Source organism: Arthrobacter methylotrophus, from assembly GCF_039539965.1.
GTDB lineage: Bacteria > Actinomycetota > Actinomycetes > Actinomycetales > Micrococcaceae > Arthrobacter > Arthrobacter methylotrophus.
In genome coordinates this window covers 3,717,937-3,740,855 of record NZ_BAABED010000001.1, presented here as the reverse complement: position 1 = coordinate 3,740,855, position 22,919 = coordinate 3,717,937, and the positions used below count along the sequence as shown (strand labels likewise).

General features: G+C 63.2%; 20 protein-coding genes and 1 other annotated feature. Of the genes, 13 read left to right on the top strand and 7 right to left on the bottom strand.

What is annotated here, in order from left to right; genetic code table 11:
- The first annotated feature begins 36 nt into the window (after positions 1-36).
- Both ABD884_RS19295 and ABD884_RS19290 read left to right on the top strand, forming a co-directional pair.
- A complete protein-coding gene (locus ABD884_RS19295) occupies positions 37-192 on the top strand; it encodes a hypothetical protein (RefSeq protein ID WP_345049920.1) in 156 nt (51 codons plus the stop codon).
- Positions 150-262 (top strand) — a sequence feature (AL1L pseudoknot). It overlaps the preceding gene by 43 nt.
- The gene (locus ABD884_RS19290) at positions 192-452 is read left to right on the top strand and encodes a hypothetical protein (protein ID WP_345049917.1); all 261 of its coding nucleotides are present in this window, start codon (positions 192-194) and stop codon (positions 450-452) included. (Overlaps the previous feature by 71 nt.) Before ABD884_RS19295 ends, ABD884_RS19290 begins: the two co-directional genes overlap by 1 nt.
- 356 nt (positions 453-808) lie before the next feature.
- Here the strand turns inward: ABD884_RS19290 and ABD884_RS19285 are convergent, their stop codons facing one another.
- Entirely contained in the window at positions 809-1,639 is an 831-nt protein-coding gene (locus ABD884_RS19285; protein ID WP_345049913.1) for a response regulator transcription factor, read from the bottom strand.
- A gap of 376 nt (positions 1,640-2,015) precedes the next feature.
- A complete protein-coding gene (locus ABD884_RS19280) occupies positions 2,016-2,873 on the bottom strand; it encodes a phosphatase PAP2 family protein (RefSeq protein ID WP_345049909.1) in 858 nt (285 codons plus the stop codon).
- A gap of 200 nt (positions 2,874-3,073) precedes the next feature.
- Between ABD884_RS19280 and ABD884_RS19275 the strand changes: the two genes are divergently transcribed.
- The gene (locus tag ABD884_RS19275) at positions 3,074-4,687 is read left to right on the top strand and encodes a phospholipase D family protein (RefSeq protein WP_345049906.1); all 1,614 of its coding nucleotides are present in this window, start codon (positions 3,074-3,076) and stop codon (positions 4,685-4,687) included.
- A gap of 177 nt (positions 4,688-4,864) precedes the next feature.
- The gene (locus ABD884_RS19270) at positions 4,865-7,021 is read left to right on the top strand and encodes an amylo-alpha-1,6-glucosidase (protein ID WP_345049903.1); all 2,157 of its coding nucleotides are present in this window, start codon (positions 4,865-4,867) and stop codon (positions 7,019-7,021) included.
- A gap of 119 nt (positions 7,022-7,140) precedes the next feature.
- Here the strand turns inward: ABD884_RS19270 and ABD884_RS19265 are convergent, their stop codons facing one another.
- Both ABD884_RS19265 and ABD884_RS19260 read right to left on the bottom strand, forming a co-directional pair.
- The gene (locus ABD884_RS19265; RefSeq protein ID WP_345049898.1) at positions 7,141-8,505 is read right to left on the bottom strand and encodes an MFS transporter; all 1,365 of its coding nucleotides are present in this window, start codon (positions 8,503-8,505) and stop codon (positions 7,141-7,143) included.
- Positions 8,506-8,614: 109 nt separating this feature from the next.
- A complete protein-coding gene (locus ABD884_RS19260; protein ID WP_345049895.1) occupies positions 8,615-12,481 on the bottom strand; it encodes a hydantoinase B/oxoprolinase family protein in 3,867 nt (1,288 codons plus the stop codon).
- Between the two features lie 349 nt (positions 12,482-12,830).
- On the opposite strand from ABD884_RS19260, the gene ABD884_RS19255 reads away from it, so the two are divergent.
- Both ABD884_RS19255 and ABD884_RS19250 read left to right on the top strand, forming a co-directional pair.
- Positions 12,831-13,604: an N-carbamoylsarcosine amidohydrolase gene (locus tag ABD884_RS19255; RefSeq protein ID WP_345049889.1), complete on the top strand. Its 774-nt coding sequence runs from the start codon at positions 12,831-12,833 to the stop codon at positions 13,602-13,604.
- A 128-nt stretch (positions 13,605-13,732) separates the two neighbouring features.
- The gene (locus ABD884_RS19250) at positions 13,733-14,545 is read left to right on the top strand and encodes an IclR family transcriptional regulator (protein ID WP_345049886.1); all 813 of its coding nucleotides are present in this window, start codon (positions 13,733-13,735) and stop codon (positions 14,543-14,545) included.
- 5 nt (positions 14,546-14,550) lie between these two features.
- On the opposite strand, the gene ABD884_RS19245 is transcribed toward ABD884_RS19250, so the two are convergent.
- Positions 14,551-15,384, bottom strand: coding sequence for an IclR family transcriptional regulator (locus tag ABD884_RS19245; protein ID WP_345049880.1), 834 nt, complete (start codon positions 15,382-15,384; stop codon positions 14,551-14,553).
- A 219-nt stretch (positions 15,385-15,603) separates the two neighbouring features.
- Here ABD884_RS19245 and ABD884_RS19240 point away from each other — a divergent pair, with 219 nt between their 5' ends.
- From ABD884_RS19240 to ABD884_RS19220, 5 genes are all read left to right on the top strand, one after another.
- On the top strand, positions 15,604-16,065 hold the full coding sequence (locus tag ABD884_RS19240) for a GyrI-like domain-containing protein (RefSeq protein WP_345049874.1): 462 nt from the start codon (positions 15,604-15,606) through the stop codon (positions 16,063-16,065).
- Between the two features lie 17 nt (positions 16,066-16,082).
- Complete coding sequence (locus tag ABD884_RS19235; protein WP_345049870.1) at positions 16,083-16,394, top strand: hypothetical protein; 312 nt, start codon at positions 16,083-16,085, stop codon at positions 16,392-16,394.
- 4 nt (positions 16,395-16,398) lie between these two features.
- On the top strand, positions 16,399-16,692 hold the full coding sequence (locus tag ABD884_RS19230; RefSeq protein WP_345049868.1) for a hypothetical protein: 294 nt from the start codon (positions 16,399-16,401) through the stop codon (positions 16,690-16,692).
- Entirely contained in the window at positions 16,676-17,563 is an 888-nt protein-coding gene (locus ABD884_RS19225) for a DsbA family protein (protein WP_345049864.1), read from the top strand. The genes ABD884_RS19230 and ABD884_RS19225 overlap by 17 nt, the downstream gene beginning before the upstream one ends.
- 193 nt (positions 17,564-17,756) lie before the next feature.
- Positions 17,757-18,083: a hypothetical protein gene (locus tag ABD884_RS19220; protein WP_345049859.1), complete on the top strand. Its 327-nt coding sequence runs from the start codon at positions 17,757-17,759 to the stop codon at positions 18,081-18,083.
- A gap of 266 nt (positions 18,084-18,349) precedes the next feature.
- Here the strand turns inward: ABD884_RS19220 and ABD884_RS19215 are convergent, their stop codons facing one another.
- The gene (locus ABD884_RS19215; RefSeq protein WP_345049856.1) at positions 18,350-19,507 is read right to left on the bottom strand and encodes a COG1361 family protein; all 1,158 of its coding nucleotides are present in this window, start codon (positions 19,505-19,507) and stop codon (positions 18,350-18,352) included.
- 185 nt (positions 19,508-19,692) lie between these two features.
- A complete protein-coding gene (locus ABD884_RS19210) occupies positions 19,693-20,007 on the bottom strand; it encodes a hypothetical protein (RefSeq protein WP_345049853.1) in 315 nt (104 codons plus the stop codon).
- A gap of 254 nt (positions 20,008-20,261) precedes the next feature.
- Here ABD884_RS19210 and ABD884_RS19205 point away from each other — a divergent pair, with 254 nt between their 5' ends.
- The gene (locus ABD884_RS19205) at positions 20,262-20,981 is read left to right on the top strand and encodes an SDR family NAD(P)-dependent oxidoreductase (RefSeq protein ID WP_028266033.1); all 720 of its coding nucleotides are present in this window, start codon (positions 20,262-20,264) and stop codon (positions 20,979-20,981) included.
- 396 nt (positions 20,982-21,377) lie between these two features.
- Complete coding sequence (gdhA, locus tag ABD884_RS19200; RefSeq protein WP_345049846.1) at positions 21,378-22,715, top strand: NADP-specific glutamate dehydrogenase; 1,338 nt, start codon at positions 21,378-21,380, stop codon at positions 22,713-22,715.
- The last annotated feature ends 204 nt before the right edge of the window (positions 22,716-22,919 follow it).

The following is a 22,919-nucleotide window of genomic DNA, read 5'->3' as shown; positions in this document are numbered from 1 at the left end:
TTCCCATGCCAGCACAAAGGGAAGTGCCCGATCGAGTTGCGTGGACGTGCGGACCGGATGGCCGTCGAGGTAAGAAGGGATCCGGCGACCAGGGCCGGAGCTTATGGCCGGATCGGAGAGCAGCTCGGAGTGCATCCTGAAGCGTTGCGGACCTGGTTCCAGCAGGCGGAGCTCGACCGCCCGCCCAGGTGATGTGCGACTTCGTCGACAAGCACCGCGACGAACACGGGGTCGAGCGGATCTGCAGGGAGCTGCGCGGCCGGGACATACCGGCCGCGCAGTGCGCGGTGGAACGGCTATGGGTCGCCGGCATGAAGTATGTCCGCACGTTCGCCGGCTGGGTCTACCCGCCATTCAACCTACCGAATACGAACATCTCCACGCCGGGCACCCGGCACCGGAACTACTGCCGTATCCGAACTAAAAACGTCTCCATCAAACCCGGGGCTTGACAGACTATTTAGTCAACGCGTAATAAACGACGACAGCCGTGGTGATCGCGAGCAGCCCCACCAGCACGTACGAGGCAATCTTGATTCGGCGGCTTCGCCGTTCCTTTTTTTCAAAATATCGGTATGACGGAGACTTTGTTTTCATCACCAGTAACTTCCTATACGACGTTATGGTCATCATTATATTTTTCTGATCCATGACAAAAACCGTCACGAATGATTTCGCACTATTTGCGAAATCATTCGCAGCAGGAGCGCAAAAGTTTGTGCTGATTACTCTTGATCTTTGACATGCTCGTCCCGAAGCTGGTTGAGGAAGAAACCTGGCCAGCGCCCCTCATTCCCTTTCGGAATAGTTACGGGGTCAGCCGGTAGCCCACGCCCCGGACGGTCTCCACCCAGCGCGGAGAGCGTGAGCTGTCTCCGAGGCGCTTGCGCAGGTTGCCTAGATGGACCTCGACTGTGCGTTCCTCGCTGGTGCTGACATGGGAGCCCGTGTTGAAGGGTTTGTTCCGCAGCCGGCGGACCAGGTCGGCTTTGGTCTGGACCACCCGTCCGTTCTCCATCAGGACCAGGAGAAGGTCGAACTGTGTCCTGGTCAGGTCAACGGGCACGCCGTTGATTGCGGCTGCACGGAATCCTTCATGGAGGGTCAATCCTCTGTGCTCGAAACCGCTGGAGGTCCCTTCGGTCTGCGGATTGAGCTGCGACCCGGCCGATGAAACGGAAGGAGAGGTTGGCGGTGCCGCGGTCAGAGGCTCGGGATGCGGCCGGTACCCGGTGCCTGCGGAGATGAGCGACGGCTTTGGGCTAAGTGACCGGGGCCGTCGGAGCATGGCGGTGATCCTGGCGCGCAGCTCGCGAGGACGGAACGGTTTCGTCAGGTAGTCGTCGGCGCCGGCTTCGAATCCCATCAGGGCATCGGCCTCCTCAACCCTTCCCGTGACGATGATGAGGTAGGCGTCGCTGAAGGTGCGGATCCGCCTGCAGGCCTCAATCCCGTCAAAATCAGGCAAACCTACATCGATGATAATGATGACGGGGTTGTGCTCCCTGACGGCCTCGACACCTTCGACCCCGGAGGATGACGCATGCACGGTAAAACCTGATTGCCGGAGTACGTCCTCCAGAATTCCCCTCACGTCTTCGTCGTCCTCCACAACGACGGCAATGCCCCGCCCGACCATTCGTCTATGCCCCCATAGCTCGTACTACAGCCGCAGCTGAACGGCCTCCGGCCTGAATCGGCGTCCACTCGGCCGGTGTGCCTTCGGCACACGATCTAAAGCTATTTCATTTTATATTCACTAATGCAAACCGCGCAGTTTTGTTTAGTTCATTTAGGAGGGTTGTCGGCCTTGGCGAAGCCACTCAGCGGAGATGGTTCCATTTCGAAAATTGTTGCTATTTTGAGGTGATCTTGAGGTTGCTGTAGTAGTACGTCTTTATTGAGATTGAGTTATCCGTAAAGAGATGTAATTGGTCTGGAGTGTTCCACTCCGCATGTGGCTGATGTTCGTCGGGTGCTCAATGGGGGGGCGCAAGCAGAAGCGTTTCCCTCCTTCATCCGCCTGGAGTCTCGCCCCGGGAGTGGCTGAGCTTTTGAGTCTTTCTGGCGGTGAGGTAAACACGGTGGGCGGTGATGACCAGGACCAGCCAGGCGGCGCCGAGGGTCCAGGCCGCCAGGACATCGGTTAACCAGTGGTGGCCCAGGAACACTCGGCTGAGGCCGATAGTCAGGGCGAAGATGGCCGCGGTGGTCACTGTCCAGGCGCGGGCCCGGCGGGAGCGGCAACGCAGGATGATCACGTAAGCGACGATTCCGGCGATCACGAACGAGTTTAGCGAGTGCCCGCTGGGAAACGAGGGGGAATACTCATAGGGAGGCACGGCGTCGCTAAGCGGGGGCCGGGCGCGGCCGATAAGCTGCTTGCCGGCGATGGTCATGAACAGGGAGCCGGCTGCGGCGGTCACGATGAGGATCCCCGGGGTCCAGGAGCGGCGGCGGAGGACCAGCACGGCCGTGGCGATCGCGGCCAGGATCGGCATCCCGATTCCTCCGCCCAGGTCGGTGTAGGCAGTGGCTGCGGCGTCCAGTGCGGGGCTGCGCAGGGCCTTCGCCGCCTCCAACGCCGGGTGGTCCAGGGCGGCCACGCCATCCGCTTCTGTCACAGCGTCGTAGACCCAGCCTGTCGTGAAGGCCAGCAGCGATGCGATGATCGCTCCGGCGGCAAGGGTCAGGATCAGCACACCGTATGGGCCGAGACGGGCGCTGAGCCGCTGTGCACGGGAGGCAAGCCACCTGCCTGCGGGGGTCTTCCATTGGGCCAGATCAGTGTCACCGACGAAGCGGTCTTCGCTGAGTTCGCCTTTGCCTCCCGCTGACCTGTCGTCTGATGTGCCTTGTGCGCCAACACCCATCGTTTTCCGCCTTACATTGCACAGATTTACATTGCACAGATATTTGATAAGTGACGTTATCTTCCATTATTGCGGGGTCGAATCGTGCACACTGCCCACGCGGGCCAGTCCACGCCCTAGTCTTTCACTGACCGGCACAGCCGTAGGCTATGTGAAGACCGGACACCAGCGGCCTGGCCTGGCCCCGAAAGGAGCACCGAGTGGACAGTGATGCTGGTACCTGGTTCCTGAGTCGCGCTGAGCGGGGGAATCTGGACACAGACGTGCACGCGGGAAGTGCCGGGTGTCCGTCGTGGTCTGAGGGCAACCTGGTTCGGCCCTTGATTCATGGAGCGAGCTACTTCACCCGACTATATGAGGAGCTGACTACTCTGCAGGCGGGGGACCGTGTATGGTTCACCGACTGGCGGGGCGACGCCGATGAGCGGCTGCTGGAGGATGGACCGTCGATCGGGGACGTGCTCGCGGGGTTGGCCCGCGCAGGGGTCGAAGTGCGGGGCCTTGTCTGGAGATCCCACGGAGAGCGAGTATCGGCCCCAATGAGCGGCCGGTCCAACGAGCTCCTGAGCCGTAAGATCAACGACGCCGGCGGAGAAGTGCTGTTGGATCAGCGTGTACGCCGGTTCGGCTCCCATCACCAGAAAATGTTGGTCATCCGCCGTCGTGACGATCCGGCGCGGGACATCGCATTCGTTGGCGGGCTCGACCTTTCCCACGGTCGTCGAGACGACGCCGACCACGCGGGAGACCCGCAAGCGGTGACCATGGATTCCCGGTACGGGAAACGACCCCCGTGGCACGACGCCGCCCTTGAACTGCGTGGCCCCGTGGTCGCAGATGTGCTGGCAGTGTTCGCCGAACGGTGGAATGACCCCCATCCCCTCGACCGACGCACCCCCTACCGGATGCTGCTGCAACGTCTGGCCCGTATGCCCCGGCACCCCAAACCGCTACCGGCCTCTGCACCGCCACCACCACCGGCAGGCCCTCATGCCGTGCAGCTGCTGCGCACCTATGGGGTGAAACGTCCCCCGTTTCCGTTCGCGCCGGCAGGGGAACGCAGCGTTGCCCGCGGCTATGCGAAAGCCTTCGCTCGTGCCCGCTCGCTGATTTACATCGAGGATCAGTATCTGTGGTCGACAGAGGTCGCAGCCGGAATCGCTGACGCCCTCGAGCGGAACCCCGACTTGAACGTGATCGCCGTCGTGCCCCGCTATCCCGACTCTGACGGCCCACTAGCGGGACTGCCTAGCCGAATCGGGCAATTGCGCGCCCTCGGAATGCTGCACCGGGTCGCGCCCGGCAGGGTCGGCGTGTTCGACCTGGAGAACAGCTCCGGAACTCCGATCTACGTCGACGCCAAGATCTGCATCATCGACGACACCTGGTTCACCTGCGGCTCAGACAATTTCAACCGCCGATCCTGGACTACCGACAGCGAGCTCACCTGCGCCGTACTCGACACCACCGCCGATAACCGGGAACCCCACGGAACGGACACCGGCCACGAGGCTTCCCGGCCGTTGGCCCGCGCGCTCCGGCTCCAACTCTGGGCAGAACACCTGGGCTTGGATGAGGACGATCCCCAACTCGGCGACCCGGCGGCTGGGCTCAACCTTTGGAACACCACTGCCGACACCCTCGACCACTGGCACGAAACCGGGCGCCGCCCGCCCCGCCCCACCGGACACGTGCGCCGCCACACTCCAGAACCGGTGCCGCCTCTCCAACGTTTCTGGGCGGATCTGATCGGCCGCCTCGTCGTCGACCCCGACGGCCGTCCGCGCCAGTTGCGCGGCACCACCCAGTTCTAGGGTGTGGGATCGTCCCCGGGCCCCTTCGTGGAGCTCTTAGAGAGTCAACGCGGCCTCTGGCAGCGGAGAGCCGACGGGCGTAGCGTCAATTAGTACGACGGCGGTGGCCGCCCCTCCCAGCCTGACCGGGGCTGGCCCGCCGCCGTACCGTGCCAATATCCGTTTGAGGAGCCGGAAATGGCTGGATGGAATGCCGATACGGCGGCCGGCCCGATGGGTGCCGGGACGATCACGTTGGTGGAAGGTTCGTCCTTCTGCATCTCCTTGCCGAACGGGGACATCCAACCCGAGCTGCCGCACGGGGTCTTCTTCCAGGACACGCGCATCCTGTCCCGCTGGAGCCTGACCGTCAATGGCCAGCAGCTGGAGCCGTTGGCAGCGGAAATGAAGGAACCCTACCGGGCGCTGTTCGCCGGCCGTGTTGCCCGTGCTGACGGGTATGCGGACAGCCCCCTGATTGTGGAGCGGCTGCGCGAGGTGGGAGCCGGCATCCTGGAGGAGATCACCGTCCGGAACTATTCGCTGGATCCGGTTGAATGTGTGGTCTCGCTCAGCATCGAAGCGGATTTTGCCGATCTGTTCGAGGTCAAGGAAGCGCGCATCCAGCGGCACTGGGACGAAACCCGGCAGCCGGACGCTGGTTCACTGACGATCAAGGCCGCCTGGCAGGATGCCCGCAAGGGGACCGTCATCCACGCCGACGGCGCCGATGTCGGGCCGGACGCCCTGACATATCGCACAGTTGTCCCGCCGCACGGCCACTGGAGCACCCTGTTGAGCGTGGTGCCGGCCGTGGACGGATCCGGTCCGGCGATACCGTTTGTTCGTCCGGAGCCAGGGGGCATGTCTCCTCGGGACCGGCGCCGGTTGGAGTGGGTGGCCAGGATCCCGGTGTTGCGGATGGGAAACCGTTCCATCGAACGCACCCTGCAACGCAGCTACGACGATCTGGGCGCGCTCAGGATCGAGGACCCCGACCATCCGGAGCGGGTGGTAGTCGCCGCCGGGGCGCCCTGGTTCATGACTCTGTTCGGCCGCGACTCACTCTGGGCCTCGGAAATGGCGCTGCCGGTGGACCCGTCCCTCGCCCTGGGCACGCTGCAGACCCTGGCCGACCGCCAAGGCCGGGTGTTTGACCCGGTGAGTGAGGAGGAGCCGGGCAAGATCCTGCACGAGGTCCGGCTCGGTGTCTCCAGCGGTCTGTCCCTGGGCGGTAAGCCAGAATATTATGGCAGCGTCGATGCGACCCCGCTCTTTGTGAGCGTGCTTGGAGCCGTCAGCCGCTGGGGGTTCGCCAAGGAGACCATTGCCGCCCTGCTGCCCAACGCGGATCGGGCACTGGACTGGATCCGCGACTACGGTGACCGTGACGGCGACGGCTTTGTCGAATATGAACGCTTGAATGATCGGGGGCTGATCAACCAGGGCTGGAAGGATTCCTGGGACGGGATCAACTTCGCGGACGGCACCCTGGCGGAACCGCCGATCGCCTTGTGCGAGGTCCAAGCCTACGTCTATTCGGCGTACATGGCGCGTGCGTGGATGGCCTACGACGCCGGCAACACGGCCTTGGCTGACGAGCTCACCGACCGGGCGGCACAGCTGAAGACACGGTTCAACGAACAGTTCTGGCTTCCCGATCGCGGCTACTACGCGATCGCGCTGGATAAGGACAAGCGCCCCGTCGATGCCTGTGCCTCTAATATGGGCCATTGCCTCTGGTTCGGTCTGGTGGATGAGGACAAGGCGCCGCTGGTAGCCGAGAAGCTAATGTCCCCTCAGATGTTCTCCGGCTGGGGCGTACGCACACTGGCTTCCGACATGGGAGCCTACAACCCGGCGAGCTACCATAACGGCTCGGTCTGGCCGCACGACAACGCCATTATTGCGGCGGGCCTGGTGCGCTATGGTTTCGTCGAAGAAGCGCAGCGGATCGCCACGGCCCTCCTGGAGGCCGCCGAGTACTCGGACGGCCGGCTGCCCGAGCTCTTCTGCGGCTTTGACCGGGAACGGTTTGGCCAGCCCGTGCCGTATCCGACGGCGTGCTCGCCGCAGGCCTGGTCCGCCACCGCGCCGGTCCTGCTTGTGACAAGCCTGATGCGGTACGACGCGCACGTATCTCTTGGTGGCGTGTGGCTAGACCCGGTGCTGCCGGAGTCCTACGGCGAGCTGCACGTCGCCAATGCGCCCATGGCAGGCGGCCGGATCTCCATCGACATTTCCGGTTCCACCGCCTCCGTCCGAGGGCTAACCGAGGGCATGGTGCTCCACCGAGGGCACCGGCCCTGGATGACCGAGCTGGTGGAGCAGGCCAAGTCGCGCAAGGACGCTTAGCAGGACGAGCGGGCCCGGCAGCTTCTTCCTGCATCTTAAAGTCGTCCGCACCGCGAGAACTCCCCGGGGTCCAGGGAATTCTCGCGGTGCGGATGGTGTTTGTGGTGCGGTTCGGCCTGTCAGTCTTTGCGGACCTTGCTGGGGTCGACGTTCCGGGCGGCAAAGATAAGCAGGCCGGAGGCCAGGATGGGGAGGACACCCCACCAAAGGGTGGCGTTGATCCAGCCGCCGCCGGAGGCGAGAGTGGCGGTGATCAGCAGCCCGCCGATGATCGCTCCGACCTGGCCGGAGGCGTTGATGATGGAGCTGCCCGTTGCCCGGGTGTGGACGGGGAAGCTCTCGCCAGTGAAGAACAGCAGGGCGGAGAAGGGGCCGATGAGGAAGAACAGCCCGGCACTGTACAGCCCGATGATGAGCGGGAAGTTCCCGTTCGGTGCCTGGAGCATGATGAAGAAGGAGACGGCACATAGGATCCAGCCGATCCCGATCGCGTTGCGGCGCCCGATCCGGTCGCCCAACCAGCCGTGGAACAGGTAGCCGGCGAAGGCCGTGGCATTGGAGATGACCAGGACCAGCAGCGCGTTGTCGAACTCGATGTTCTTGCCGTCCGGTGCCGTAAGCAGCGAGGTGCCAAGGATCGCGAATGCAAGGACGCCCAGCCAGTTCAGGAGGAAGGCCCCGCCGATCGTCAGGGTGGACCTCAGCGATTCCCCGCGGAAGACCGAAACGAGGGGGCTGGCCTTCTCGGAGACGTCGATTCCGTATTTGTTTCCGAGCTGCTGCGCCTCTTCCACCCGGCCGTGCTTGATCATCTTGTCAATTTGGTGACGGTGGCCGAACTGGGGACTCTCCTTCAGCCAGCGTCCGGCGATGACGATGAAGACGGCGGGGATGGCGGCTACGGCGAAGCAGAGCGCCCACCCGCCGATGGGGAACAGCAGGTAGACGGACCCGGCAGCCAGTACGGAGCCGACCGGCCAGCCTGACTGGACGAGTGAGTAGATGAGACCGCGGCGGCGGGCCTTGGCGGGGTTGCTCTGGTGGGCGAACATTTCGTTAAGGTAGGCCGCGTTGATGGCCTGCTCGGCGTAGCCGAGACCAGCCAGTGAACGCACGAGGACCAGGAAGACGAGTCCAAGGCCGGCAGCAATGCCCGCAACCCAGCCGACAGTGGCGGTCAGTAGGGAAGCGACGGCGGCACCGGCGACCGCGATCAGGATGCCCTTGCGGCGGCCGATCCGGTCGACAATCGGGCCGATCGCGAAGGCCACGAGCGCAGTGCCGGCGGTCACCCAGGTATTTATCCCCGTGGACTGGGCAGCGCTCCAGCCGAGGTCTGAGGCCAGTTTCGGAAGGAGGTTGCCGAACAGGACGAAGTCATAGACGGCGAAGGTCCAGGCGAAGAAGCAGATCCAGGTGGCGAGCCGGACGTCCTTGGGCCGGACATCAGACTCGACAAATTGAAAGGTTGAGGCAGTGGACATAGCGGTTCCTAATTCACGGGGGTAGGTGGGCAATGTGATAAATCCGGAACGAAGGGGGCGGCCTGGTCGCTGACTGGCTCCAGGCCGCCTCCTCACTGCTGCTTCTGGCTCAGGTCGCGGAACTGAACTCCGAGACCAAAGCCTCGCGGCGTTCGGCGGTGGCCGCCAAGTCGACCGTCAGCTGGCCGTTGACCTCCCTGAGGACCACGCCGTAGTCCCGGGCTGCCGCCTCCGCGGTCGTGAAGCCGTCCAGCACGTCCTCCAGGACCTTCAGCGGGTCCCTTCGATGCGGGTCGCCGAAGCCTCCACCGCTGGGCACGGTGATCTGGAGGGAGTCTCCTGCCAGCAGCTGGCGGCCGGTGACCTTGGAGGGCCAGGACTCTTCGCCCGCCCGGCCGGGGTTTTTCACGAGCGATCCGTTGAGGCCCTCATGCCCGCCGAAGGCGCCCCACGGTACATCCGACTCGTGGCGTTCACCCTCGCAGGTGATCGCGGTGTCGGTCAGGAACGTGTTCTCGCGGATGATGCCAATGCCGCCGCGGAACTCCCCGGCCGCTGCCGGCTCGGAACGCAGTTCATAGCGGTCGGTGCGCATCGGGAACCTCCACTCGAGCTCCTCGATCGGGTTGTTGCGGGTGTTGGCGATGAGGTTGTCCACGGAGTCCGGCCCGTCGCTGGTGGCGCGTCCGCCGTAGGAGCCCTCGTTGACCTCGAGGTAAACCCAGTACTCGCCCTGCTTCTCGTCCCATCCGGAGTAGGAGATGAAGTGGATGTGGGCGGAGTTGCCGGCGGTGACCCGTTCGGGGATAACGGGGGCGAGGGCCCGCAGGGCCAGGTCGACGGCGCGCTGCACTTGGGAGAACCGCGAGAAGGTCGCCGCCGGGTACTTCGGGTTGAAGATGGTGCCTTCCGGGGCGATCACCTTCAACGGCTTGAGCATGCCCTCGTTCTGGGGCACGAACACCGGGAAGGCGACCTCGTCCAGGAACATCATGCGGGTGATGAACGTGAACGCCGAGACGGTGGTGCCCTCGAAGGCGCAGTTGTAGGCGGTGGGTACTTGTTCGGACGATCCGGTCAGGTCGTAGGTGATCTCGTCACCCTCGATGATCACCTTCACGACGATCGGCAGCTTCTTGCCGTAGTTGCGGCCGTCGTCGTCCAGGTAGCCGACCTCTGTCTCGTAGACGCCGTCGGGGATCTTGGCGATCTCCTGGCGCAACATCCGCTCGGAGTAGTCGATCCAGCTCTGGCCGGCCTCGCGCACCGCGCCAAAACCGTAGCGCTCAATGAGGGCGGTGTAGCGGGTCTTGGCCAACTCGCAGGCGGCGATCATGGCCTGGAAATCGCCCTCGTTGGAGGTGGGTGTCCGGGTGTTGTTAAGGATGTGCCGGATCAGCGATTCCTGGCGTACGCCCTTCTCGGAGATCTTGACCGCCCGGAAAATGGTGCCCTCGGACTGGATGTCCTGGATGTCCACCATCAGCCCGGAGTACGCGCCGCCATTGTCGATCAGCTGGCCCGAGGCGCCGGCGAAGCCGACGAGCTCCCCGTCGTGGAAGATCGGTTCGATGATCGCCACATCGGGAGAGTGCGTGGCGCCCAGATACGGATCGTTGTGCAGGATGATGTCACCGTCGTGGATGTCGTCGCCGAGCACCGAGATCACGCCCTTGACGATCTTGGGCATGGAGCCCATGAACATTGGCGTGGAGTCGGACTCGGCCAGCACGTTGCCGTCCTTGTCGAACAGGCCTGCGCCGAGGTCCTCGGACTCGCGGATGATCGAGGAGTAAGCCATGCGGAACAGCACCGAGGCCATTTCCTTGGCCGCTGAGTTCAGGGCGCCGCCGATCACGCGCATCAGGATCGGGGTGGCCAGTTTCTCGGCGCTCTGGGCGGCGGCCGGGCAGTCGATGACGAGGTTGCCGGCTGCGTCCACCGTTCCGGAGAATCCCGGAGGAATAACCGTCGTGGAGTCGTACTGCTCGATGATGGCGGGGCCGGCGAAGGTGATTCCCACGCCCATCCTGTCGCGATCATAGAAGCCCGTGTCCAAGGTGACTGGCTTGCCATCCTGTTCAAAGGTCACCGGGCGTGTTTCCACCAGGGCATCTTTGAGGGAACCGGACTTCGTCGCTTCCGGCGTGGGCAGGTCATCCATCACCGCGCTGGCCTCGACCCGGATGTTAATGACCTCCACGGTGCCGTTCTTGAAGCGGTGGCCGTACTCCTCAAAGTGGGCGTCGTGGAAGGCTGCCTCGGCCTTTTCCAGCCAGACCTGATTGACCGGACCGGCGGGGGTGGTGAATCGGATCTCGTATCCTTGGCCCTCGTAGCGCGCATCGGCGAGCCATTCAAGCTTGCGCCGTTCGGCCGGGACGTCCTCGGCATCGAGCTGGGCGTTGGCGTCACGCTCCAACTGCTCGTAGGAGGCCTGGATGGCGGCAGGATCTGCGTTGGCGAAGGTGAACCGCCTGGTGGCGACGAACTCATATTTCTCGTCAGTGGCCAGCAGACCGGTGGCGGCGATGATGCCGGGGTGGGCCGGGATCAGAACCTTCGGGACCTCCAGTTCAGCTGCGATCTCGCAGGCGAACAGCGCTCCGGCACCCCCGGCGGCGACGAGGGTGAAGTCGCGAGGATCGTAGCCGCGGCGTACGGAGTTCTGTTCAATCGCCTGCGTCATGCCGAACTTCTGGATCTGCAGCGCGCCGAGGGCTGCCTGGTCCACGGACATGTTGAGCTTTTCTGCGAGCCCTTCCATCGCTTTTCGAGCGCCCTCGAGATCCAGATCCATGCCTGAGCCTGCCAGGACCCGGTCGGGACGCATGCGGCCCAGCAACATCTGGGCGTCGGTCGATGTCGGCTCCGTCCCGCCGCGGCCATAGCAAACGGGGCCCGGGACGGCGCCGGCCGACTGGGGACCGACCCGGAAGACCCCGCCTGCGTCGACGTAGGCGATGGAGCCGCCGCCGGCACCGATGGTGTCGATGTCCACCATGGGGACCATGGCCTGATGGTCGCCGATCTTGGTGTCCAAGAGGTGACGCATGCGCAGTTCACCCTGGTAGGCCACACCGATGTCCGCCGAGGTACCACCGATGTCCAGGGTCACAACGTTCTCGAAACCGGACTGACGACCGGCCCACATGCCGCCGATCAGGCCGCCGACGGGCCCGGACATCATCAGTGTGACGGGCCGCTTGGCAGCCTCCTTGATTGGAACCATACCGCCGGAGGACTGCATCAGCAGGATTTCGCGCTTGTAGCCCAGGCTTTCGGCCTGCTCCTGCAGGCGGTACAGGTAACGCGAGACCCGGGGGCCGACGTAAGCATTCAGCGCCGTGGTGGAGAACCGCTCGTATTCGCGGTACAAGGGTACGATCTCGCTGGAAAGGGACAAGTAAGCCTCGGGGAACTCCTCCGCGACGATCTCCCCGATCCGCTGCTCGTGGGCGGGGTTCAGATAGGAGTGCAGCAGGCAAACGGCGATGGCTTCGACGCCGGCCGCCTGCAGTTCGCGCACGCGCTCCCGGACCTCGTCCTCGTCCAGGGGAACCAGGACGTCGCCGTTCGGCGCGGTGATGCGCTCCTTGACGGTGAGCCGATGGCGGCGCTTGATCAGGGGCTTGGTCTGCCAAGGCAGATCCTGCTGGAGGGAGAAGTTGTACGGCTTCTTGTGACGGGCAATGTGCAGGATGTCCCGGAAACCCTCGGTAGTGATCATCCCGACCTCGGCGCCGGTGTGCGTCAGCGCGGTGTTCGTGGCGACCGTGGTCCCGTGCACCAGCTGGTCGATCTCCGAAAGCGAGACCCCGGCCTTCGCGCAGAGTTTTATGATGCCGTTGACCACGGCCTCGGACGGGTCGTGCGGGGTCGAGGGAACCTTTTCCACAACGGCGATGCGCTGATCGTCGTCCGAAAAATACAAGTCGGTGAAGGTGCCGCCGACGTCTACTCCGATGCGCTTCATAATGTGTCCTTTCGGAAGTGAGGCTCAGGACTGCGTTGAAGGGGAAAGCCTGGGTGGGCCTCTCGGCCATTAGGCGAGCCCCGGGTTGGAGTCCACTGGGGTTAGACCGCAAATCAATGTGCTGTAGGTCACAAAGTTGCTTACTAAGCAATGTAGTTCCCGTGGGAGCAACATGCAATGGTTGACCGATCTTTTTTTGAGGCACCCCCTTTGTACATTCAAGTCGGATGTGGGGAATTCCGAGCAATCCAAAAAAGGGATTGCATGTTGCACATTCAGCAACTACTGTGATGGCACAGCAACAAATTGCGGACGGGGGAAACCCGGTCCCGAGAGAGTGGAGACAGCCATGACAACAGAGACGTTCAACGACATCGAAGCCCGACTTGCAGCAGTGCTGGAGGAGGCGTTCGCAGCAGGCACGGACATCTACAACGAGCGAGGCTTCAGGCGTCGGATCGGCTACGGCAACCGCCCAGCCGTCATTCACATCGACCTCGCGAACGCTTGGACCCGTCCGGGCCACCCGTTCAGCTGCCCGGGCATGGAGACGATCATCCCGAACGTCCAGCGGATCAACGAGGCCGCGCGCGCCAAGGGTGTCCCGGTCTTCTACACCACCAACGTGTATCGCAACCGCGATGCCACCTCCGGGACGAACGACATGGGCCTGTGGTACTCGAAGATCCCCACGGAGACCCTTCCGGCGGATTCCTACTGGGCGCAGATCGACGACCGCATTGCGCCCGCGGAGGGCGAGGTCGTGATCGAGAAGAATCGCGCCTCGGCGTTCCCGGGGACGAACCTCGAGCTCTTCCTGACCTCCAACCGCATCGACACCCTGATCGTGACCGGTGCGACCGCGGCCGGGTGCGTGCGCCACACCGTCGAGGACGCCATCGCGAAGGGCTTCCGCCCGATCATCCCCCGGGAGACCATCGGCGACCGCGTCCCGGGGGTCGTGCAGTGGAACCTCTACGACATCGACAACAAGTTCGGTGACGTGGAGTCCACTGATTCGGTGGTGGAATACCTGAACGGCCTCCCGCAGTTCGAGGACACAGTCCCGAAGACCCTCTCGGATCCCCAGCCCGAGGTGGCGGCCCCCGCGGATCCGGCCTGAGCCGCACCGCACTCTCGGAGCCCCGCGGTCCGGCATCCGCGGCCTGATTGGATCCTCACACTACGGCGCGGTCCTGGATCTCCTGGATCGCGCCGTGGCGTGCACAAACACCTGGAGAGGGAGAACTCATGCTGGGCCTACAACCCACTCCTGACAAACCGCAAGGGGCGGCAGCATCGCTGCTCAACGGTCTGACGGTCCTCGAAGCCTTCTCCGTCGCCAAGCGATCGCTCCTTGGCGTCACGGAGATCTCCGAACTCGTCGGCCTGCACAAAAGCACCGTCTCCCGGATGCTCACCGGCCTGGACGAAGCCGGATACGTGCAGCGCGACGAAGACACCGGGCGATACCGCCTCGGACTCGGGATGATCGGCCTGGCGGGACCGCTGCTGGCCGAACTCGGCGTCCGCCGTGCCGCCTTGCCCCACCTCGAAGAACTCACCGAAGCCACCGGCGAGACGGCCGCGATCGCCGTCTGGAACGGCACCAACGCGATCGTTGTGGAACAGACGGCGAGCCCCCATCAGGTCAAGCACAGCGCGGCGATCGGCACGCGCTATAACAAGTTCGCCAGCTCTTCAGTCCGCGTGTTCCTCGCCGAACTGCCGCCCGAAGAGACGGACCGCCTTCTGGCTGGCCAGACCGTGCTGCGAGAAGGCTACCTCGGACTCGAGGACGCGGCCCATGAACAGCTGGCGGGCGTTCGGGAACAAGGCTTCGCCGTCAACGACGGCGAGACCACCTACGAGGAATACGGGGTGTCCGCCCCCGTGCGGGACTACCGTGGCGCCGTCGTCGGCTGCATCACGGCGAGCGCACCCCGGGCCCGGGTGCAGCATCAGCAGAGTCAGTTCCTCCTGCGCGAAGCCGTGCTAGAGGCCGCTCAGCGCGTGTCGACACGGCTAGGCAGCCGGCCGGGGGAAACAAGTCCAATGTGCTGACTGGCTCACGTCACATCCGGGGAAGCCTGCCAGCCCAAACGGCTGGATACTTCCGAGGCGGCATGTTGCACGGCTTGAACCACGGCGTCCCTGCTGGCGAGCTTGTGCACGCGGGAGCGGGGAGCGGATGCGGTGATGCAACCAACCACTTTGCCCCGGTAATCCCGAACCGGAGCAGAGACACCAAACTCCTCCTCGGTAGTGGAACCGTCGTTGACGGCGTAAGCCTGACGGGCGACTTCCTGCAGGTGGGTGGTGTGGTCCACTGGCAAACCGTCTCCCGCCGTGCGCAGTATCTTCCCGGATTCGATCAGTTCGGTCGCGAGGGCGGGCGCCAGCTCAGCCAGGAAGACCCGCACCGAAGAACTTTCGAATTTGTTGTACCGGGTTCCGATGGTGGCAGTGTGTTTGACCTGATAGGGGCTGGCAACCTGTTCCACGACGATCGCCTCGTAGCCGTTCCAGACGGAAATGGCGCTGGTCTCTTGGGTTTTTTCGGTCAACTGCTCCAAATACGGAAGCGCAGCACGGCGGACATCCAGGTCCGCCAGCAAAGGGCCGGACAAAGCAAGGAGACCGAGCCCGAGCCGATACCGTCCAGTCTCCTCATCCCGCTGCACATATCCAGCTTCTGCTAAACCGCTAAGAATGCGCGAGACCGTGCTCTTGTGGAGGCCAACGCGCTGAGCAACCTCAGTCACACCAAGAACCGGATTCTGAACGGAAAAGGCTTCCAGCACAGCAAGACCATTCAACAGCGACGCCGCCGCTCCCTGAACCTGCCCGTTGTCCTGCCTCGGCCTGCCTGCCATCTGCGTCCTTTCTCGCGACGTGACCATCCCGCCACTCCTTGGCCATCATATGACGCAGTCCAGGCGCAGACACGGAGGGGCGACGCCCCCTTGAGCCCCTTAGCGGACTCTACAAACTCACATAACTCCGCGGACCCAGCGGAATCATCGTGATGCTCGCCGAGAAACCGAAGGAAGACTGACGCCCGGCTCAGCCCAAGTAGCCCGTGTCGCTAGCCTCAAGCCGATGTGATGTACGATCGCGGCATGGTCGGCCCCGTTAACTTACAGACTGTTCGCCCGCGCATGCTGGCCGCCGTCCGGCGCGTGGTCGCGCCGGGTGAAGTTGGCTCGGCATGGGGACCGGCGGTGGGCAAGGTCTGGGACTTCGTTCGCAGTCAGCCGGGTCTGTGGACGGACGGCCACAACATCTTCGTCTACCACCACACAAACAAGCCCGATGCCCCCATTCTGTGCGAATTCGGCGTCGAAGTCACACGCGTCTTTGCGGCGATGGGCGAGGTATACGCGAGCGAAACGCCTGGCGGCGAGGCTGCCGTTGCAGTCCACCATGGGCCGTACCACCGCATGAATGAGGCATACATCGCTATCGAGGAGTGGATCGCGGCGAATCACCGGGAGTCTGCCGGGCACTCCTGGGAGATCTACGGCGATCCGACGCCCGATCCGGCCCACACCGAAATAACGGTCGTGCACCTGCTGAAGTAGTTCTTGGCCAAGGACATGTGCGAATTTACTTCCATGGGATGCGGCCGGGAACATATCCTTCCGAGTACCCGGGAACCCGCATTGGCTATGGGTACCTGAGCGGACTGCATAAGGAACAGTTTGTCGCCGCGGCACTCCAAGCGCAGGACGAAGGCTACGACGCCTACCTCATCGCGACGATTCCGGACACCGGGTACGAGGAGATCCGCTCACTGGTCGACATCCTGGGCATCGTTTTCCTCGCCGACCAGGGGATCTCCCGGGTGGACGACGTGCCGGTGATCGATTGGCTCGGTATCTGTTGCCTCGGAGCTGCAGAAACCGGATGACATCGTGCGCTGGCGAGCAGGATTCTTGTTCGGTTTCCGGAGAACCGGACAAGAAAGCGCCACGAGGATTTCCCGGCTGCCGGCATCGGCAAAGATCCAGGAGCCGTCATTCCAGTTCAAACCAGGGCTACTAGTAGATGCAGCCAACGCCACATTCAGGCTGAGGCACGTCAAGTGGCACTTGGAACAGCAACACCTTGACGGCGCAACCCACGTCGATATGACACAGCGCCCTGCTGCCTCTGGCTGCGCACGACGCCTTCGACCATCCCGAGGAACTGATGAGCCCCGTAAATAAATCCCGCCTGACCAAGGCTGAACGCACCGCCCAGGCACGGGAAAAAGCCCGCGCAATCCGCGAAGCACAGATAAAGAAGGACACACGCAAAAAGCTCCTTGTCGGTTGGGGCATCGTTGCGGCCGCTGTGGCAATCCTCACAGTCATCGCCCTCGTGGTGACCAGCAGCATCCAGCAAAACGCGCCTATCGCCGATCAAGGACCCACACCGGCCAACGCCAACGTGCACGGCGGCGTGACGCTGCTGGCGAAGACCGAAGTTGTGAAGTCAGAACCGGCCACCGTCAACGTGACCGATGTACCGGCCTCTGCGGCCACGAAACCCGCCACTGTGACGGTCCCCGGTGGCGAAGCCGAGGCTGGCAAGCCCGTCAAGGTCATCGCGTACATTGACTTCATCTGCCCAGCTTGCAAACAAATCGAAACCGCCAACCGTGAGTCGCTTACGAACCTACGCAATGAAGGGAGAATCTCCCTCGAGTTCCGCCCTGTCGGGTTCTTGGATCGAAGCTCCACCACCAACTACTCCTCCCGTGCAGCCAATGCGGCTGCTTGCGTGGTGAACTCCTCGCCGGAGAAATACGTCGACTTCTTCAACCTGCTCTTCGAACGCCAGCCGGCTGAAGGCGGATCGGGGATCCCCGACAAGGACCTCAAGGCCATGGCAAAGGAAGTCGGCGCAGCGAACATCGACTCCTGCGTCGACAGCAAACAATTCCGCCCCTGGGTCAATCACTCCACCCGGGCAGCCGCAGCAGCCGGCATCACAAGCACGCCCGCCGTATTCATCGAGGGCAAGCAATGGAACGGCAGGACCAACCTCACCACCGACATCCAAACAGCGATTGATGCAAAGAAGAAGGCCTCCTGAATTGATGGCGGGTTCCGGACGTTGCTTGTCGGCAACCCTGACTCCAGAGCCGTCCTCGTCTCCGTCATGATTCGGCCGCACTGCGCTACTAATTCATGACTGGCTGGCCTCGGCCATCGGATACTCCCGGGCCAGCCAGGCACCCACCTTTGTGTGGGTTCATCAGAAAGTGCTGGGGCCCGTCCTGTTTGGCGTGCAGACTAGGGCAACAACGGGCCCCAGCACCAACTGGTTAGCTAAGACCAGCCTTCACCCTGCTCGGGGAGCCAACCGCTCCGACGCTTCACGGTTCGGCATCGCTTGGTCCTTCCACTCTCGACAGGCAGGCATGACGACGCAGGAATCCATGCAGATGCCAGAGCGGGTTCATGGCGGTGCGGGCGGGGAAGGAGGGGCAGACGCGCGGGAAGGATCGCGCGCGATCTCGCGGCTGTCTTACGGGAAGTCGGTCGACAATCCCTGTGGCCAGGCGGCCAAGCCGAAATCATGGAATCACCGGGGGCCGAAGTGGAAGCGTTGATGCAAGAGCTCCAAAAAGCCCTTCTCGAACGTCCTAATGCCGACTGCTAAGGGTGTACAAGTGGCAGATATTATTCCCCCCGCGGACACCCAAACCCGGCCATATGGTCATCGGTACAGCATCGCACCCGCCAAGAGCCGGTGCCCAAACGGCAAGACTGCATGGATCCCCTCCGCTCGGGGATCATTTCGTTCATCAGCTGGATGCACGAATGCGCGGAGAGGTTGGGCTGCTCCGCGCATTCGTGGTGTTGCTGGTACCGCTGTTTATGCTGTCTGGTTCCGGTTCCTGCGGCGGTATAGGAAGGTGCCGCCCGCTGCCAGGCCGGCCGCGCCGATTATGCCTGCTGCGGCTGCGCCGACTTGCTCGTTGATCATGGGGACCGCAGCAATCACCGGGGTTTTGTACTGCAGGTTGGTCCGGCCGCCCTTGATGGTGTTGTTGTTCCCGGGGCTGTTGGTCATGTTGAAGTCGCCGTTGCTGTAAAGGGTGTTCTGTGCAGCCGAGGGATCAACAGCTACGGGGGTTGTGAACTTCACGGCGCTTCGCTGACCGTTACCGGCTGCGGGGATGGTGATGTTCCCGTTGCAGGTCATGTTCTTGTTCCCGTTGGACAACGTGCAGTTCGTGAACCGCGGGCTTGAGCCGGCTGATGGCACGCCCTGGATGATGTCAGTACCCCACACCTGGTTGCTGGTGAACGTTGAATTTGCCGGAGCGGTGAGATAAACCGTCACGTTGCCCGTTGCAGGGGTGCCCCACGCGTTCTCAACAGTGGCCCCCACATCGCCCGTCTGCGTCGGGGCAATAGTGTTGGCCGGGTTCACAGCAGGCGCCTCAGACTCCATCTTTGACACAACATTCACGTCCAGCGTGCCGTTGTTGATCGTGTAATTCGTGCCGCTCGCAGGGTCGGTGTACTGCATGGACGCTGCCGCAGACTGTGTTCCAGGGGCCGCGGTCGGACTCACATTGACCTGCGGAGTGAACCGCTCGATACGGCCGGAAGTCCAGCTCCAGTTCCCCGCAGTGTCCACTGCGTTGCAGCTGAGTGTGGTTCCGCCGCCACCCACCGTGCATCCGTTCAGGGCCCAAGGTGCTTGAACCTGGCTAAATGTAGTCCCGTCATCGGAGTAATACCACGGAACCGTGGACTGGGCAGGGAACGTGGTACCCGCCGGGGCGTTGAAGGTGATGGTGGCACCTGAAGCGGGGACGTTGCCAGCCCCTCCGGTGTTTTTGTACGTCCAGTTAAGCGTGGTCGTCTGGCCTTGGACGGCTTGTACAACCGTCGGCTGGTTCTGCCCGATAAATGTGACGGCGAATGCCGGTGATGCCATTGCAACAGACCCCGCGGCAAGGGACGCAACGGCAAGCAAGGGCCCCACCACCCGTCCAGCACGCCTTTTAGTGATACTTTTCATAATCTTCCCCCTGGTTTTGGCCGGGCCACCTCAGACCCGGCCCGTCTGATTCATTGATACCGATCCCCTGACGGGGCGGCCATTGGCTAGTAACCAGACGGAGCAGATTGTGACGGAGTCCGGCCACTGACCAGCACCGTTCACCATCAGAGAGAAATCGTGCGCAGACGGCGGGTCTGGACAGGTCAAGGGGCCGCGGATAATGCCGTAGCTGACCGGATAGGCATAGAACGGCCCCGTCTCCAGCGGAACGGCCCAATGGCTCTTCGGGGGGCGACGGCGGCTGCCCGGCCGTCCTTGATGGTCGGGTCGAAGGCGGCGCTGGAGGTGATCGACCCGCACGCAGATGCCGCTGCGCTGGCCGCCGCAGCAGTGCCGACCAGGCGCTGGGCAAGTACGTTGATTTCGGCCGTGGTGACGGTTCCGGGGGATTCGGCACGGTTGAATCCAGGGCGAACTGGTAGACACCGGGCACCGGCCAATGCGCGGATGGTCACCATTTACGGTCCCAACCACGAAGGTTGGAGTCGCACGCTTTCCGAATAATAGTGCGCCGTCGACCGGCTCTCCCGGTCCTGAGGTTTCTCGCCCGAGGAGTCCCCTTCCTCAATGGTCGTGCGAGATGTGGGCCGTCACACACTTAGTTGACAAATCAAGTATTAGTGCCAAGCTAAATGCATACGCATATATAAATGCGTATCACGGGAGCGTGGACACAACCGTGACCGCAATCGCTTACAGATTGGACTGACTCATGCAGCTCGAGAACAAGGTCGCATTCATCACCGGCGGCGGATCGGGGCTCGGTCTCGCCACCGCAAAGACCTTCATCGCGGAAGGTGCGAAGGTCATGATCTTCGACTTCAACCCCAAATCCCAGGAAGTCGCCGACGAGATCGGCGCGAAGTTCGTCCAGGGCGACGTTTCAAAGGCCGAGAGCGTCGAGGCCGCCGTCGCGAAGACGGTCGAGGAGTTTGGCAGCCTTCACATTGCCGTCGCCTCGGCGGGTGTCGGCGGCGAGGGCGACGTCGTCACCTCGACCGTCGAAAACTGGGAGCGCACCAATGGCATCGACTACTCAGGGGTGTTCTATACGAACAAGTACGTCATCGAGCAGCTCCTGAAACAGGGCGACGGCGGCGTGGTTGTCAACCTTGCTTCGATGTTCGGTCTCGTGGCCGTCTCGAACAACATTGCTTACTCGGCCTCGAAGGGCGGCGTTGTCAACATGACCCGCGCGGCCGGGACGATGTACGCCAAGGAGGGTATCCGGGTGAACGCGGTGGCTCCGGGCGTCATCCGTACCCCGCTCATTGACGAGCCGACCCTGGAGCAGTATGCAAACCTCCACCCGGCCGGTCGCGTTGGCGAGGCGCAGGAGGTCGCCGACCTCATCACGTTCCTCGCGAGCGACAAGGCGAAGTTCATCACCGGCGCGATCATTCCGATCGACGGCGGCTATACGGCCGTCTAATACGAAGCCAGCAGCATCTGGGCGCGCCCCCGCCATCTCAGGGGCGCGCCTCGTTTCCAGGAACTCGCTCGGCTTCGGGTGTCTGGTGATAATTGGAGATGCTGGCTATGTGCAGTGGGATGTTCACAAACCTCGCCCGATGCATGCCCCTGTGGCACCAGGCCCTCCCCAACGAAGGACACTTCGCGGCGGCACTGGAATGGGCAGAACCCGAGACCCCGGCGGCGCAAGACCTTTAGGGTCCAATCATGGACGGCCGGCATGGAAGGTTAAGCCATCTGAGTCATACGGAGTGCCTGTCAGGGCTTCATTTAGCAATCCCATCCGGCCCGGTGCAACTATGGAAAAGCTTATTTGTTGCGCCCAGTGACGGGCGCTGAGGTATAGGGAGTTGCAATGGACGCACGGCTTGAAGCCATCCGGGATACGGTGCTGGCACGAAATCCCGGCGAAGGGGAGTTCCACCAGACAGTCACTGAGGTCTTCGACAGCCTCGGCCCAGTGCACGACCGCCACCCGGAGTTCCTTGAAGGCGCAGTCCTCGAACGGCTCTGCGAGCCCGAACGCCAGATCATCTTCCGGGTGCCGTGGACGGACGATGCCGGCGGCTTCCAGATCAACCGTGGTTTCCGGGTGGAGTTCAATTCGGCGTTGGGACCCTACAAGGGTGGCCTGCGCTTCCACCCCTCGGTAAACCTAGGGATCATTAAGTTCCTCGGCTTCGAGCAGATCTTCAAGAACGCGCTGACCGGCATGCCGATCGGCGGTGGTAAGGGCGGGTCCGACTTCGACCCCAGAGGACGCTCGGACGCCGAGATCATGCGCTTCTGCCAGTCCTTCATGACCGAGCTGTACCGCCACATCGGCGAATACACCGACGTTCCGGCGGGGGACATCGGCGTCGGCGGCCGCGAAATCGGCTACCTCTTCGGACAGTACAAGCGGATCACCAACCGCTACGAATCCGGCGTCCTCACCGGTAAGGGCATCTCTTGGGGCGGTTCGCTGGTGCGGCCCGAAGCCACCGGTTACGGCACCGTGATCTTTACCGAGGAAATGCTCAAAACCCGCGGCCAGTCGTTTGAGGGCCAGCGCGTGGTGGTCTCCGGCTCCGGCAACGTCGCCATCAACGCGATCGCCAAGGCGCAGGCGCTCGGTGCCACGGTTGTGGCGTGCTCCGATTCCTCCGGCTACATCGTGGATGAGGCCGGGATCGACGTCGACCTCCTGCGCCAGATCAAAGAGATCGAGCGCGGACGGCTCAAGGACTACGAAGCCCGGCGCTCCGCCGTTTCCTATGTGGAGGGAGGCTCCGTCTGGGACATCGACGCGACGGTGGCGCTGCCGTGCGCCACGCAGAACGAACTCGATGGCGACGCTGCCGCCCGGCTGGTCCGCAACGGCCTGCTGGCGGTGGGGGAGGGCGCCAACATGCCCTCGACGCGAGACGCCGTCGTGGTCTTCCAAAAAGCCGGCATCCTGTTCGGCCCGGGCAAGGCCGCCAACGCCGGCGGGGTGGCGACGTCCGCGCTGGAGATGCAGCAGAACGCTAGCCGCGACTCCTGGTCCTTCGCGCACACCGAAGAACGGCTCACCGAGATTATGGTCGGGATCCACGAACGCTGCTCAGCCACCGCGGACGAGTACGGTGACCCGGGGAACTACGTACTGGGAGCGAACATCAGCGGCTTCGTGAAGGTTGCGGACGCGATGCTGGCCCAGGGACTCATTTAGCTTGCCGCGCGGAAAATAGCGGTCCAGGAAGGCCGGTTTCGTCAGATTTCAACTGGCGGCGCGGGTATTCGTGGGGCGGGAGTAGCCAGCGCCAAAGGCGCCGCCCAGCCTTGGGGCGTGACAGAACGAACACCTGACGAGTCTTGCTTGCTTGGATTGAATGATGTTCTACTCCTTAGGGGTAAACGCGCGTTCACCGTCCCC